This window comes from Pseudomonas sp. RGM 3321, assembly GCF_022836805.1.
GTDB lineage: Bacteria > Pseudomonadota > Gammaproteobacteria > Pseudomonadales > Pseudomonadaceae > Aquipseudomonas.
The window spans coordinates 92,320-106,235 of record NZ_JALHBH010000110.1; the positions used below are offsets into that span (position 1 = coordinate 92,320).

Sequence of the window (13,916 nt, forward strand, 5' to 3'; positions counted from 1 at the left end):
ATGCAATCCTTGCTCAATCAGGGAGTTTGTTGCGTGATCTGGTTACCGCGTATGACCTCGACTGCGCGAGGCGTGTGAGTGGCTGTGCCCGGTGTCGGCGAATTGGCTGTGCTCAGGCTCAGTTGTCGGAAGCTGACCAGTTGGCGGTTGGCGGAGTCCATTCGTTCGGCTGCATCACGGCTACCGGCTTCGCTCGCCCAGTAATCCTGCAGGTTGCCCTCGTCGGCGCTGCGCACGGCCAGACGCAGAACACCGGTTTGCGAAGCCAGCATCAGCCTTGCCAGCAAGGCTTCCGGCACCGCGACAGTGACGGTTCGCGCGTTGATCCGCTGCTGTTCCTGTTTGAGGCGTTCGTCAGCGTTGATGTCCTGCACCGGCTTGCCGTTGCGGTCCGGGCCGAGCAGCCCGCCAACCCCGAGAATTCGCAGGGCGGGGACTACCACTTGGCTGGAGCGATTCGGGTTGCTGGTGTCCTCAGGCAGGTAAAGCAGCACATCCACATAGTCGCCCGGGCTGAGCTGCCCGGATGCGCCAGTCACTTCGTCGACCTGCAACGCCAATGCGCGCTCATGCGGGCGAATCATCCGGGCCAGCGTGCCGCCTGCTTCAAAACTGTTCTCGCTAAGCCAGGTTCCGGCTGTCAGTGCTCGCCAGCTGCTGCGGCCCACCAGCCTGTCGCTGTGCTCGAAACTTCCAGGCGGTGCGACCTTTAGGCGTTCTACGGTCAGGTCTTCAGCCGTGATGGGGGTATAGGCCGGTACGTCTCGGGCCAAAACCACGACATTGTGGCGCAACGCATCCTCGACGGGCGGAGTCGGGGGCGTTTGAGTCGTTGTTTCGGTGGCGACAGGCACCGTGGGTGGAGTGACAACTGCAGGTGCCTCGGCCGGTTTGCTGACGGCGATTCCCAGATAACCGGCAATCAACGCCCCCAGCAAAAACAGGACAGCAAGCACCATGGTAATGCGACTGCTCATGGCAACGTTCCCTTTGTCATCGCAGGACAACTTCAAACCGGTGCGGCAACTTCGCAATCAGGCGCGGCGGACGACGTTCCCGTCCGTTATGTGACGTTAGCTCATGGCACTCAGAATGCCATTGTGCTTTGGTATAAAAATGCTGTTGCGTGAATAACATAGCGTTTGACCGAGCCAGGCGTGGGGGCGGCCGGGCTTATAACTTTCCGGTTAATGCTTTATTGAGATTGTGGGTTTTTTGATTGAAGGCAATGCTGGTATTGCAAGGGGATACATGCGCAAGACGGTTTATCGGCGCCTTCAAGGCGCAAGGAGAAATGAGATGTTCCTTACCCAGCTGTACGTCAGCGTCTACACTCGAATTCAGTCGTTTATCAGAGATAAAGAGGCGGCCTCAGCCATTGAATACGCCATTATCGTTGCGATGGTGGCGTTGGTGTTGTTTGCGTTTGTGACACCGATGGGGACCGCCATCAAAGCAAAATTCAATGATATTGTCATCGCCCTTGGTGGGACGGCGGTAAGTTAGTTTATTATTGTGCCCTGAGTTCATTCCTGTCGAGATAACCACATGGCTGTCCATCCTACCCGCCAACAGCTGCTGTTGGTTGATGACGAAGAGGACGCAAACGAGGAGCTTGCAGAACTGCTCGAAGGCGAGGGGTTCTGCTGTTTCACGGCGTCGTCCGTGAAAATGGCCCTGCACCAGCTGACAGCCCATCCGGATATCGCGCTGGTGATTACCGATCTGCGGATGCCGGAGGAAAGTGGCCTCCAGTTGATCCGCCACCTGCGCGAGCACACGTCGCGTCAGCACCTGCCTGTCATCGTGACCTCTGGCCACGCTGACATGGATGACGTCAGCGACCTGTTGCGCCTGCACGTGCTGGACCTGTTCCGCAAACCTATCTACCACGTTCGTCTGCTGGAAACGCTCAACAACCTGTTCCCCGAGCCGAAAATCTTTCAGGTTCAGTGACCACATTGTTTTCGTAACCTTTACTCCACCACGCTGAATTCAACCCTCGCGGTCTGGCCGCTTTCGTCCAGTACGCTTAATTGATAACGGCCCGGTTTGCTCAGGGTCGGGGTGAAGTCTTGCCGGGTGTCGGTGTCCGCCAGTGGTGCGCCGTCAATGAACCACCAGCGATGTCCGCTGCCGCCCAGGGCCGAGAGTCTGAGGCGCAGCGCCTGACGGCTGCTCGCTGGCAGGCGCAGGTTGTCGCCTTCGCGCACGCCGACGATGCTAATCGGCGGCGCCAGGTTGAGGTTCTGTGGCGGGCAGTCCGGGTCGGCGAGTGGCAGACGGGCTTCGCGTCGTTCGGCCCTGGGCAGCCAGGGTTCCAGAGGGGCAGGCCAAAGCGCAATGTCCCGTGCTTGAGCGTCCGGGCAACCGGCAGCCACGCGCAAGCCCTTGGCGTTGATCCAGACACGTTCCTGCAAGCCCATGCCAAGCGGTTGATCGGCCGCCTGCAAGGTTGGCGGCGTGGTGCCGTCCAGAGTCCAGGCGAAACGCTGGCGACGGCAGTTCGGGTCGCTTTTGCTCATCGGTTGACCCAGCGGCCAGCAGATTGCAGCCACGCCGACATTCAGCGGCACCGGTTGAACCGGCGCAGCGATCCCGCGCTGGCTGTCGCGATTGACCAGCACATCATGAACCTGAAGCATCAGTGGCGCTGCCGACGCCAGCCCGAACTGCCCCGGCACCGGTGTGCCGTCAGGGCGACCGATCCATACCCCGACCAGAAAACGCGACCCCACGCCAATCGCCCAGGCATCGCGGAAGCCATAGCTGGTGCCGGTCTTCCAGGCCAGTTGCGGGCGCTGCACCAGCTCGGCGCGCGGGTCTATATCCGGACGCGACTGGCCGCTGAGGATGCGCCGGATGATCCATGCTGCCCCTGGCGACATCATCCGCCGTTCGCGCAATCGGTCCTGCGGTTGCAATCGAACATCGGCGCTTCGCCCGCCACGAGCGAAGGCGCTGTATCCCGTCACCAAATCCTCCAGCCGACTGCCCGCACCTCCCAGAATCAGCGCCAGATTCGGCTCGGCCAGCGGCGGCAGGGTCAGCGGCACGCCGCCATTGCGCAGCTCGGCGGCGAAGCGCTTCGGTCCATAGACCTCCAGTAACTGCACGGCAGGCAGGTTGAGCGACATCGACAGAGCCGAACTGGCCGCGATCGGCCCGCCGAAACCGGTCGAAAAGTTGCCTGGCCGGTAGTCACCGTAGCGACGCGGGACGTCCTGCATCAGTGATTCGGAGTGGATCAGCCCGGCATCCATTGCCATGCCGTACAGGAATGGCTTGAGGGTGGAGCCGGGCGAACGCAGCGCCGTCACCATGTCCACATGCCCGAAACGTTTGGCGTCGTTGATGTCCACTGAACCCACATAAGCGCGCACGGCCATGTTTTCTGCCTCGACCACCAGAATCGCTGCCGAGGTCCGTTCCGGAAGGCGCGCGCGCCAGCCCATCAGCAGGTCTTCCATGCGCCGTTGCAGTGAGGCATCCAGCGTGGTACGGATCAGCGGCGGGCTATTGGGGCGATTAAGGCGTCTGGCCAGCAGCGGCGCAAGGCTGGGCTCCTGTCGCGGTGCCAGCCATAACGGCTCTTCCAGAGCCTCGTCCACGCTGGCTTGCGGCCATACCTGAAACTCGGCGAGACGCCTCAGGACCTTGTCGCGGGCACCTTGCGCCCGTTGTGGATGACGGTCCGGCCGCAGACGGCTGGGTGCCTGTGGCAGCACCGCGAGCAATGCAGCCTCGGCGCGGGTCAGATTGTGTGGGGATTTGCCCAGATACGCCCAACTGGCGGCCGCCACCCCTTGCAACGTGCCGCCGAATGGCGCGCGATTGAGGTACAGGCTGAGGATTTCATCCTTCGACAGGTGGCACTCAAGCTGCAATGTGCGCCACAACTGGCGAAACTTGCCGGATAACGTACGCGAGTGCGGGTCGAGTAGCCGCGCCACCTGCATCGACAGCGTACTGCCACCGGATACCACGCGCGCGCCACTGAGGTTTTGCCAGGTGGCGCGCACCAGCGCCAGCGGGTTCACGCCAGGATGGCTGTAGAACCAGCGGTCTTCGTAGGTCAGCAGGGCTTCGAGGTAATAAGGTGAAACCTGCTCGTTACTGACCGGATAGCGCCACACGCCATTGGCATCGGCAAAGCGCCACAGCGGTGTGCCGTCCTCGGCCAGCACGACGCGGGCCAGATCGTCTTTGGGGAGAGGCAACGGCCACAGGCGATCTGCCAGCCAAAGCAGGGCGATCAGCAGCACGATCGCGCCTGCCAGCCACTTGAGTTTTTGCCGCAGACGCAGAAGAAATTCAGGTTTCAACACAAAGAGCCTTTATGATCCACGGAACCTGACACGCCTTGCGACGGCCAAAGCGGACAGATCATTTTCTTCACGACCCCAATCAGGACGTACATATGCAGGTAGAAGGCTTTTTTGAATGGCTCGGGCAGGCCATCGGCGCGGTGATTCGCTTCTTCGTCGACGGTCTGGCGTGGTTGTTCAACGGGTTTACCCATGCTGGAGGAAATTTTGTCGATGGCTTGTCCCGCACGCTGGGCATGGACACTTCACTGATCAGCATCGTCGCACTGATCATCGGCCTGATGCTGCTTTACTCGGCTATCCGGGCATTCATGCGCGCCTCGATCATCCTCGGGATCATCTGGCTGGCGCTGGGCCTGTGGTTGCTGAGCTGGATCATTCATTAATGCGCTAACTCCGCCTCCACGCTGTAAGCGCGTGCCTTTGTGGGAGCGAACGTGTTCGCGAAGGCTCTATTCCTGACGATACATCCTCAGTGGATGAACTGGCCCCTTTGCGAACAAGTTCGCTCCCGCAGGTAAGCATTTCCAATCAGTCAGTCAGCGATCATTTCCCCTTTACCACCATCTGCGCAGGCGCATCGCCCAGTGCCTGCCAGTTCGGACGGTACATCGATTCGACCTGCGGCGGCGGCACGCGGTACGTACCTGGCGTGACTGCACGGGCCAGGTAGAGCAGGTGCACGGTGCTGCTGCCGTCGATATCCAGCGCCGCCACGTAACGATCACCGCGATATTCCTGATGCTTGATCCCGGCGTTTTCCATCGACTCGCGGATCGTCTTCACTTCTTCACTGGCGTCTTCCAGACTTGCCGAGCTTTGCGCCAGGTTCTGGTTTTCCAGTTCCAGGCCCGCAGGCAGCAGGTCCACCACCAACGCATCCGGTACGCGCTGTTTGGCACCAATCTCCAGATGCACCAGCACCAGTTGCCCGGTTTTCAGGGCGCCGACGTTCAGTGGCGCGCCGCTCAGGCTCAGGTATTGGCGACGAATGCTCAGGTTTTCGCCACCGGCCGCAGGCGACTGGGTGGGATAACCGGAAACGGTCAGTTGCTGATAGAGCGGTTCGCTGCCTTGATTGTGCACCGAAAGCGGCGAAGCCAGCAGCGCACCGTCCAGCTTGAGGCCCGGCTGTTTGTTGCTCAGCTCGCGGGTTTGAGTGCCGCTGGCGAGGCTGGCGGTCCAGTCCTTCTCCGCCTTACCCAGCAGGTTACGACCCGCAAGGAACAGCGAGTTGCTTTCCTGAGTGGACAGGTAGCGATTGGCGGCCACTTCGTCCGCCAAGGCAAACAGGCGCTCGTCACGCCTTTCCCTGGCGAGATCATTTTCTTCCAGCAAGGCCAGGATCAGTGCCTGATCACGCAGCGAGCTGCCGTAGTCGGCCAGCCATTCATTTTTGCGGCTGACCGCCAGGCCGGCACTCAGGGCCAGATCGGCACGCGGTTTGTCGCCCATCTTCTCCAGCGCGACCGCCAGTTGCACCAGCGGCAGCCCGGAGCGGGCGTCGCTGCGTCGGTCGAACAGGCTGCGCAAGGCCGCCAGCGGAGCCTGTTGGCTGCGTGACAGCACCAGCCCCGCATAGGCTTGCACGGCAAAGCGCGTATGTTCGGCGTTCTGGCTGTAATTGACCTGAATCTGCCCGGCATCCTGCAAATAGCGCAGCAGGCGTTCACTGGCTTTCTTCAGCGCGTCCGGTGGTATGGCAAAGCCCTGATCGCGGGCGCGCAGCAGGAAGTCGGTGACATAGGCGGTCAGCCAGTACTCTTCGTCGCTGTCCGAGCCCCAAAGGCCAAAGCTGCCGTTGTAACGTTGCATGCCCAGCAGGCGCTCGATGCCGATCTCGACCTTGCGCTTGCGTTCGGCATCCGGTTCGCCGCTCAGGCCCAGACGCTTGAGCGTCGCCGCGTCGGCATACAGCGATGGATACAGGCCGCTGGCGGTCTGCTCCAGGCAACCGTACGGGTAGGCCTTCAGTGCCCGAATCTGTTCACCAATGTTCAGCGGCGGACGGCTCGACAGCGACAGCATGGCTTCGCGACCGGCAGGCTCGAAAGCTTCAAGTGCACCGTCCGGCAGGCTCCAGCTTTGCTCGTTGAGAGTGGCGCGATAATGCCTGAGCATCGCCGGGTAGGCAGGGCGCACACCGATGCTCCACTCGCGAGTGAAGGCGGGCAGGGTTTCACCGGGCAGGTCCAGACCTTCGACCAACACTTTGATTTTGCCCTGACCCAGTCCACCCTGCGCCAGTACCGGCACTTTAAGGGTGACGCGCTGCCCCTCTTTGAGTTGCAAGGGTTTGCTCTGATCGCCGCCAGGAATGCTCAACTGGCCTTCAGCGCTGATCTTCACGTCCAGCTTTTGCGCTTTGCCTGACAGGTTGGAGATGTCCAGCGCGACGCTGGTCTGGTCGCCACCGGCCAGAAAACGCGGCGTCGACAGCTCGGCGATGATCGGCGCAGCCACCACGGTTTTCGCCTCGGCCATGCCGTAGCGGTCGTCGGTCCAGGCCTGAGCCATGACCCGCAGTTCGCCGTTGAAGTCAGGAATGTCGACACTCGCTTCGCCTTCACCCGCGTCGTTCAGAGTAACCGGCGCGCTTTGCAGTGCCACGATGGTCACGCTGGTGTCCGGACGCTTGCCGCCTTTGGCCAGCGCATCACCACCGAACGCCATGCTGGCCAGACGTCCCTGACCGGCTTCGATCAACTGGCCGTAGATGTCCAGTTGGTCCGCACCATACTGCTTGCGGCCAAACAGACTGGCAAACGGGTCGGGCGTGGCGTAGCGGGTGATATTGAGAATGCCGACGTCCACTGCCGACACCAGCACTTGCACCTGCCTTGGCACGCTGCCATCGGCATTTTTGGCGACAATCTTGAGTTTAAGCGGCTGCTTGGGGCGCATTTTCTCTGGTGCGGTGACCGTCAGCGCCAGTTTGCGTTGCGCACGATTCAGCGGCAGGTGCAGCACACCCACTGCGCGCTTCGGTGTGACGTTGGCCTTGCGCTCGCCGGGGCGTATGACCAGAGCAGTGATGTACAGATCGTGGCGCGCCCACTTTGTGTCCAGCGGGATTTCATATGATTTGCCCTCGGCCGGCACGTCGATTTCTTTCCACCACAATGGACCTTCGCTGGACTCGACCAGCAGATAGCCCTTGCCCGCTGCGGGTGGAGTGACGGTCACCGTGGCGGTGTCGCCGTGGGTGTAGGCCGGTTTGTCCAGCGCCAGCTTGACCTGATCCGGCCTGACCGCGCCGCCATCGGTGTTGTCCTGCCAACGATAGCCCGCCCAGAAGCGCAGGCTGCTGACCATGCCGGTGGACGGGTCTTCCACTTCGACACGGTACGGGCCCCACTCGACCGGGAAGCTGATTTTGGCCGTTGAGTCCTTGGTGATGTTGAGGGTTTCCTCGTTCAGGTTGAGGAATTTCTCGTTGAAGTGGTAGCTCCAGCCATCGTTGGCCGAATAATTCCAGTAGTAGTCACGGCGCTCACGAATCAACCGGACTTTTACATTATCAGCGGCCAGTTTGTTGCCTGCGGCATCGGCCATCACGATTTCAAATTCGGCCGGGCCGTCGCCGTTGGTCTGCGCCTCGCCCTTGCCGGCTTCGTCGTCGTAGTCATCGCTGCCTGCACTGCTGCCGAACAACGCGCGCACGCCGGGCAAGTGCTCGGCAGGCCAGATCGGCTGCACCAGACGACGGGTGATCGGACGCCCGCCGGACTCTTGCAGGCTGGCTTGCAGAATCAGTTGCAGTGGTGATTTGGCTTGCGCCCATTCGCTCTGCACGGCAAGCGTCGAGTGGCCTTCGGCGTCGAGCGTAACGGGCTCAAGCTCAAGGTCGTGCTTGAGGTCTTCTTCGATGATCGAACCGAACTGATAGCCCGGCAGTTTCGGCACGGCTTCGCGCAGCGGACGCACGTAGACCTGACCGGTCAGGGTATTGCCTGAGGCAGGAGCGCCGTACAGGTAGCGGCCAGTGATATCGAACTCGGGGTTGTCAGCAGGCGCAACCGGCGTGTCGCTGCCCTTGAGTTCCAGAGCCAGGCGCTCAGGCAGGAAGTCTTCAACCTTGAACTCATAAAGCTGCGGTTTGCCATCGCCCAGGTCGAACACCAGTTGCCAGCGACCGGTTGGCGCTTCATCGGCGAGTTGCAATTGATACTGGTAGAAACCGCTGCTGTCGGCTTCCCAGACGAATTTGCGGCTGACCTGATCATCAGGGCGGCGCACTTCGACGGTGATGGGTTGTGGCTTGACGTTCTTGCCGTCGCTGTCACGCAGCAGGCCGTTGAGCAGCACTGTTTCACCGGGGCGATACAGGTCACGCGGGCCGAAAATGAAGAATTGCAGCGGGTGAGCCTGCGGGCCGGAGATGTCGAACTCGGCCAGGTCCAGCGCCGAGCTGTTCAGGCGCAGCATGCTGGTCTGTTCGTCCTTGTGCGCCAGCACCACTGCGGCCTTGGCTGGCAGCGGCAGTTGAGTGTGGCCGTCGCTGTCGGTCTTGCCCTGGGCGACAACCTTGCCGCTGTCGTCGTACACGTCGATGCTCACATCGCTCAGGGCCTTGCCGCCCTCGAGCGCCTGAGTGAAGACGTCCAGACGGTTGCTGTAACGGTGTACTGACAGGCCGATATCACTGAGGGTGAACAGGGTGGCCGGCTGCGAGTAGCTGTAGGTCCCCGAAGCGCGCATGACTGCCAGATAAACACCCGGCTGTTGCAGAGGTTTGATACCGGCTATCGGCAGCAGCAGGGTTTCACGGGTATTGCGCGCAGGCTTGAGGTCGAAACGGCCGCTGTAGACCAGTTCGGCCATGGGCAGCAGTTCTTCGGAGCTGTAGCTGGACAGGCTCGACGCGCCGTCCCACTGGGCGAGGAAGTTGGGCATCGAGTCGGGTTTGACCCGGAAGAATTCGACATCCACCTTGTCGACGTTCAGGGCGATGACCGGCAGGCCCTCGGCCAGACGCGTCGGCAACAGGCTGCCACGGCTGGCGAAGCCGACGGAGGCTTGCAGGTCACGGGTCTCCAGACGGCTGATGTATTCGGCCGCGAGTGTGGCCTTGTTGACGGCCTGCAGACCGGCATCGACGGTCAGCACCAGCTTGCGCTGCGGCTCCAGGTGACGCAGGCGCAATTCCATAAGGTTGTCCGACAGTTCCCAGGCACCGTCGACCTTGCCGTTTTTGCTGTCCACCAGATGGAGTTTTTCGCCGAACTTCTGTTCCGGATCGAGCGGGACAGAAAAACTCACCGACAAGGCGCTTGCACCGTCGATCTGGATCTCCGACACGTCGATCACGGTCAGTTCGCGTCCTGCGTAGCGCTTGCTCAGCGCGGCGAGGTCGACTGCGGGTTTGGGCTTTGTATCGGTAACCGTTGCCTGAGTCGTGGTTGCCGCGGCTGGCGCAGGCTTATCCTGAGAGGAGGAATCACAGGCGCTCAGCAACGCAAGCGCGCAAGCCAGAAACAATCCTTTGTTGAACATGGTGGCACTCATCGGCAACGGTAGAGAGGGTGCGACTATATAACAGTCGTGATGACAAGTATTACTGTCAGATTGAACAGGTAGTCCCTGGCATTCCTCACACGCCAGCGCAGGACACAGAGCATGGCTAGCGTTCCTCACGCCCCAGCGTGGGAATGCCTTGGGTGACGCTCCGCGTCACAAATTTTCGCTGCGCTGCACATTCAGGGCCGGGCCACCATCATCTGAACAGCAAAGCCTCGGCGCTCTGGCTACAATGCTCGCCTTGCCGGGAGTTCTCATGTCCACGTTGCTCAACGATTGGCGTCATCGCTCAACCCATCGTCGTGTCTGGGCGCTGGCTGCGCCGATGATTCTGTCGAATATTTCCGTTCCGCTGGTAGCGCTGGTCGACAGCGCAGTGATCGGTCATCTGCCGCACGCGCATCAGTTGGGTGCCGTCGCGGTCGGGTCGACGCTTTACACCTTCCTTGCCTGGGCCATGGGTTTTCTACGCATGGGCACCACCGGTTTTGCCGCGCAGGCGGCAGGGCGCAATGACAGTGCTGCGCTGCGCCGGATCTTGTTGCAGGGGATGTTGCTGGCCGTCGGGCTGGCATTGTTGCTGGGTGTGATCGCCTTGCCGTTCAGCCATCTGGCGCTGGCGATGATGCAGCCGTCTGCCGATCTGCTGCAAATGACCCTGGATTTCTTCCACACCCGGCTGTTCGGCCTGCCTGCGGCGCTGGCCAGTTATGCGCTGGTCGGCTGGTTTCTCGGCGCGCAGAACGCCAGAGCGCCACTGGCCATTCTGCTCATCACCAACCTGGTCAATATTGCGCTCAACCTATGGTTCGTCATCGGGCTGGACTGGGGCGTGGTCGGTTCGGCACGTGCCTCGGTGCTGGCAGAGTGGACCGGGGTAGTGCTCGGTCTGCTGCTGGCCCGCAAGACCTTGCGCGCCTGGCCGGGGCAGATCGTCTGGTCAGCCCTGAGGCTATGGAGCAACTGGAGACCCTTGCTGGCGGTCAATCGAGACATCTTTCTGCGCACACTGGCGCTGCAATCGGTGATGTTCCTGATCACTGTGCAAGGTGCTCGTCTGGGTGACGCAACGGTTGCCGCCAACGCGTTGCTGCTCAACGGCCTGCTGTTGACTGCCCATGCACTGGACGGGCTGGCGCATGCGGTCGAGGCTCTGTGCGGCCATGCCATTGGTGCGCGTGACCGGGATACGTTGCGGCGCTCGCTGGTGGTCGCCGGAGGCTGGTCACTGATTGCCAGCGTGGCATTTGCGCTGTTGTTTCTGGTGGGCGGGCATGGGTTCGTCAGCGTGCAGACCGATATTCCCGAGGTTCGCGCAACGGCCATGACCTATCTGCCATATCTGGCGCTGATGCCACTGCTGGCCGTCTGGAGTTACCTGCTGGACGGGCTGTTCATCGGTGCCACTCGTGCGCGTGAAATGCGCAACGCGATGCTGTTCAGCGCAGCAGGCATCGCGCCGGTGGCTTATCTGGCTTCCAGCCATGGCAATCACGCGCTATGGCTGACGTTTCTGGCCTTCACCCTGCTGCGCGGCCTGAGCCTTGGCGCTATTGCCTGGCGATTGACACGCCGGGACGGCTGGTTCGTTCACTGACTCTTCAAGGCCGCACGGTTCTTTTCCGCGAGCCTTTGCGGGGTGTGATTGACGAACATGTCGACCTCGTCGACCACCGGTGCCAGGCCGCTTAACAGCTTGGCAAAGGCGCCGACCAGCGTGCCGTGGTTGGTGCGCGAGAAATACAGATCGCGTACCGGTACACCCGCCTCGCGCAATGCCCGCGCCAGGCCACCGGTGTTGCGTTTGGGGTTGACCAGCGAGTCCGTATTCGAGGCCATCAGCAACGCAGGGGGCGCACTGGAACTGACGTGGTTGATGGGTTGCGAGTCAGGCGGTGAGTTGGGGAAAAAGAACACCGGTTTCACATCGGCGTTCTCGATAGGCAGAAAGTCGTACGGCCCGGCCATCCCGATCCAGCCGCTTAGAATGGACGGCGACAACCTTTCACGGGCCAGCCAGCGCGGGTCGAGCGCCAGCATCGCTGCGTTATAGGCACCTGCACTGTGGCCCATCACGTACAAGCGGTCAGGATCGCCACCGTAGGTTTTTGCATGCTTGTACGCCCAGGCCAGCGCCTTGGCTGAATCTTCCAGAAAGCTTGGGTAGCGCACCTGCGGATAGAGCCTGTAGTCGGCAATCACGACGACCATGCCACGCGCAGCCAGAGCCTCGCCGACAAAGGCGTAATCGGCTTTCGAACCGGTGTTCCAGCTGCCACCATAGAAAAACACCACGACTGGCGCGTTGGCCGTTTTAGCCTGTGGGGTGTAAACGTCCAGCGTGTTACGTGGATCCTGCCCGTAGGCCAGCCCGTAGACATGATCGACAGGGCCGGTCGGATTCAACGTGTTGAGCAGCTTCAAGGGCGAGCAACCGGACAATGCTGCCAGTACGGCACCCGTCATCAGTGCCAGGAAAATCACTCGTATCATAAGGGAAGGGCTCTGGCAGATAAGTCGGATATGCCTGAGACCGTCGCGCTTCGCCCCAGTGCCGCATAGTTACTGCTACGTCATTCAATAGCGTCCGGATCACCCGAAGAACCGCCATTCGCCTTGCTGGCAAAGCCGATGCGCGGGCTGCTCAGTGTCAGGCCATCATCGTCGATCTGCACCGTGCTGGACCCCGCATCCAGCGTGACTTTGCTGCCTTCGCCAAGGTATAGGCGGACCCCGTCTGCCAGTTGCAGCAGTCGGTCAGGCCCGATGAATATTTGCCGGTCGAGGTGCATTTGAACGTTATCGACAGGCGCTGGATCATTCTCGCGACGCGCCTCCTGCGCCGGCAGACAGCCGGTAATCAGTGGTGGGTGTGCCTCAGAAAAGCTCACCGCCACCGACATACCGGCGCGACATTCGATATCCAGCCCGTGGGCCAGATGCAGCCAGCAGCCACTGCCGGGATCATTAGGGTGCTGCCACTCCCATTCCAGCCGGACGCGCACCCGGCCTGACGCATCAAGCCTTGCCGGTTCGCCGCTGATGCCGGTGATCCAGCCCCGCTGAAGTGGCGCAATGGGCGCTCTTGGTGCCGGGGCAGGCGTTCTGAAGCCGACTTCCCATGGTATGGCCTTAAACTGGTTGGAGTAGCGATCTGATGCCCCGCAGTCATTGCCATCAACGAGGCCAAAGCAATGCCGGACTTCGGTGATCAGCCACATGTGGTTCCAGTTTTTTTCGGGATGGTCGGCCAGCGGCAGCAGTTCTGCGCAGGTCACGAACGGCAAGGTACTCTGGCCGGTCGCGTGTTGGCCTGCGCGGCTGCCGGGCAGGTCCGTTGCATGCTCGGTGACGGCAAACCGGGTGACCCCGTACTGTTGCGCGAATTGACGCCAGCGTGCGACAGGGCTGCGCGCAAACCCGTGCAGGTTGGCGCCGAACACCAGTTCGTGGCGACGTCGTGAATGGACAAAGTGGTAGTGAATGCCTTCTTCTGCGCACAGGCGCTGGACCAGTTGCAGGTCGGATTCCTGATACTGCACGCAACAGTCGCGTTCGCGGCACTCGGTCGGCAGGTCAAAACGGAAACAGTTCTTCAGGCCATGTTCTTCGAGCACCTGGGCGATGATCCGGGTGGCGGTCATGTGCTGAAAGATGCGCGACTGATGGCGTAACCCGAGGCAGGCCAGCCGTGGCCCCATTATCAGCGTGTAACATGCCGGGCCGGGTTGGTAATGCTTGCGTGTCGCGCCTTGAATCTGACCGTGAAAGTTCGTCCGGCTTCCGAAGCTCAGCGAGGCAGGTTTGTACATCAGGCCGGTCAGGTCCAGATCCAGGCCGTCGCCAAGAATGTCCAGTTCAAAGGCAAAAGGCTGGCTGATCGCCTCGCTTGCGCTGAATGATATGACAGTGAAGCAGCGCTGCAGGCGGGCAATCTCCAGACGAAAGTGCGGCGCGCTGGTGGGGTCGGGCATGATGGAGTGCTTCTCTACCGGGAATGCGACCGCGAATTCTGGCGCAGAAATCGGGCAGGGTAGAGGGCTGCAAGTAGAACAGGACGTTGCCTAC

At 61.3% G+C, this 13,916-nt stretch carries 9 protein-coding genes; 4 read left to right on the forward strand and 5 right to left on the reverse strand.

Translation table 11 applies throughout. The features are described from left to right. Positions 1–17: 17 nt before the first annotated feature. Positions 18–977 (reverse strand): Flp pilus assembly protein CpaB, encoded by a 960-nt coding sequence (cpaB, locus tag RGM3321_RS14475; protein WP_244393623.1) that lies wholly within the window; start codon positions 975–977, stop codon positions 18–20. 322 nt (positions 978–1,299) lie between these two features. On the opposite strand from cpaB, the gene RGM3321_RS14480 reads away from it, so the two are divergent. Together RGM3321_RS14480 and RGM3321_RS14485 are read left to right on the forward strand one after the other, a co-directional pair. Further along, complete coding sequence (locus RGM3321_RS14480) at positions 1,300–1,506, forward strand: Flp family type IVb pilin (protein ID WP_244393625.1); 207 nt, start codon at positions 1,300–1,302, stop codon at positions 1,504–1,506. Positions 1,507–1,548: 42 nt separating this feature from the next. Continuing rightward, entirely contained in the window at positions 1,549–1,956 is a 408-nt protein-coding gene (locus tag RGM3321_RS14485) for a response regulator (protein ID WP_244393626.1), read from the forward strand. 20 nt (positions 1,957–1,976) lie between these two features. Here RGM3321_RS14485 and pbpC read toward each other — a convergent pair whose 3' ends face one another. Continuing rightward, entirely contained in the window at positions 1,977–4,325 is a 2,349-nt protein-coding gene (gene pbpC / locus RGM3321_RS14490) for a peptidoglycan glycosyltransferase PbpC (RefSeq protein ID WP_244393631.1), read from the reverse strand. A gap of 95 nt (positions 4,326–4,420) precedes the next feature. On the opposite strand from pbpC, the gene RGM3321_RS14495 reads away from it, so the two are divergent. Then, complete coding sequence (locus RGM3321_RS14495; RefSeq protein ID WP_083183920.1) at positions 4,421–4,714, forward strand: hypothetical protein; 294 nt, start codon at positions 4,421–4,423, stop codon at positions 4,712–4,714. A gap of 160 nt (positions 4,715–4,874) precedes the next feature. Here the strand turns inward: RGM3321_RS14495 and RGM3321_RS14500 are convergent, their stop codons facing one another. Next, positions 4,875–9,824, reverse strand: coding sequence for an alpha-2-macroglobulin (locus tag RGM3321_RS14500; RefSeq protein ID WP_244393632.1), 4,950 nt, complete (start codon positions 9,822–9,824; stop codon positions 4,875–4,877). A gap of 280 nt (positions 9,825–10,104) precedes the next feature. Between RGM3321_RS14500 and RGM3321_RS14505 the strand changes: the two genes are divergently transcribed. Further along, a complete protein-coding gene (locus tag RGM3321_RS14505) occupies positions 10,105–11,445 on the forward strand; it encodes an MATE family efflux transporter (protein WP_244393633.1) in 1,341 nt (446 codons plus the stop codon). Here RGM3321_RS14505 and RGM3321_RS14510 read toward each other — a convergent pair. Further along, positions 11,439–12,341 carry an alpha/beta hydrolase gene (locus RGM3321_RS14510; RefSeq protein ID WP_244393635.1) on the reverse strand — a complete coding sequence of 301 codons (903 nt, stop codon included), beginning with the start codon at positions 12,339–12,341 and terminating at the stop codon, positions 11,439–11,441. The genes RGM3321_RS14505 and RGM3321_RS14510 overlap by 7 nt on opposite strands. 80 nt (positions 12,342–12,421) lie before the next feature. Next, a complete protein-coding gene (locus RGM3321_RS14515) occupies positions 12,422–13,822 on the reverse strand; it encodes a contractile injection system protein, VgrG/Pvc8 family (RefSeq protein WP_244393636.1) in 1,401 nt (466 codons plus the stop codon). Positions 13,823–13,916: the final 94 nt, after the last annotated feature.

Excerpts from the sequence above, each read along its gene's own strand:
- RGM3321_RS14505 (WP_244393633.1), top strand. The coding sequence starts at position 10,105 with ATGTCCACGTTGCTCAACGATTGGCGTCATCGCTCAACCCATCGTCGT.
- RGM3321_RS14515 (WP_244393636.1), bottom strand. The coding sequence starts at position 13,822 with ATGCCCGACCCCACCAGCGCGCCGCACTTTCGTCTGGAGATTGCCCGC.
- RGM3321_RS14510 (WP_244393635.1), bottom strand. The coding sequence starts at position 12,341 with ATGATACGAGTGATTTTCCTGGCACTGATGACGGGTGCCGTACTGGCA.
- RGM3321_RS14495 (WP_083183920.1), top strand. The coding sequence starts at position 4,421 with ATGCAGGTAGAAGGCTTTTTTGAATGGCTCGGGCAGGCCATCGGCGCG.
- RGM3321_RS14480 (WP_244393625.1), top strand. The coding sequence starts at position 1,300 with ATGTTCCTTACCCAGCTGTACGTCAGCGTCTACACTCGAATTCAGTCG.
- RGM3321_RS14500 (WP_244393632.1), bottom strand. The coding sequence starts at position 9,824 with ATGTTCAACAAAGGATTGTTTCTGGCTTGCGCGCTTGCGTTGCTGAGC.
- cpaB (WP_244393623.1), bottom strand. The coding sequence starts at position 977 with ATGAGCAGTCGCATTACCATGGTGCTTGCTGTCCTGTTTTTGCTGGGG.
- RGM3321_RS14485 (WP_244393626.1), top strand. The coding sequence starts at position 1,549 with ATGGCTGTCCATCCTACCCGCCAACAGCTGCTGTTGGTTGATGACGAA.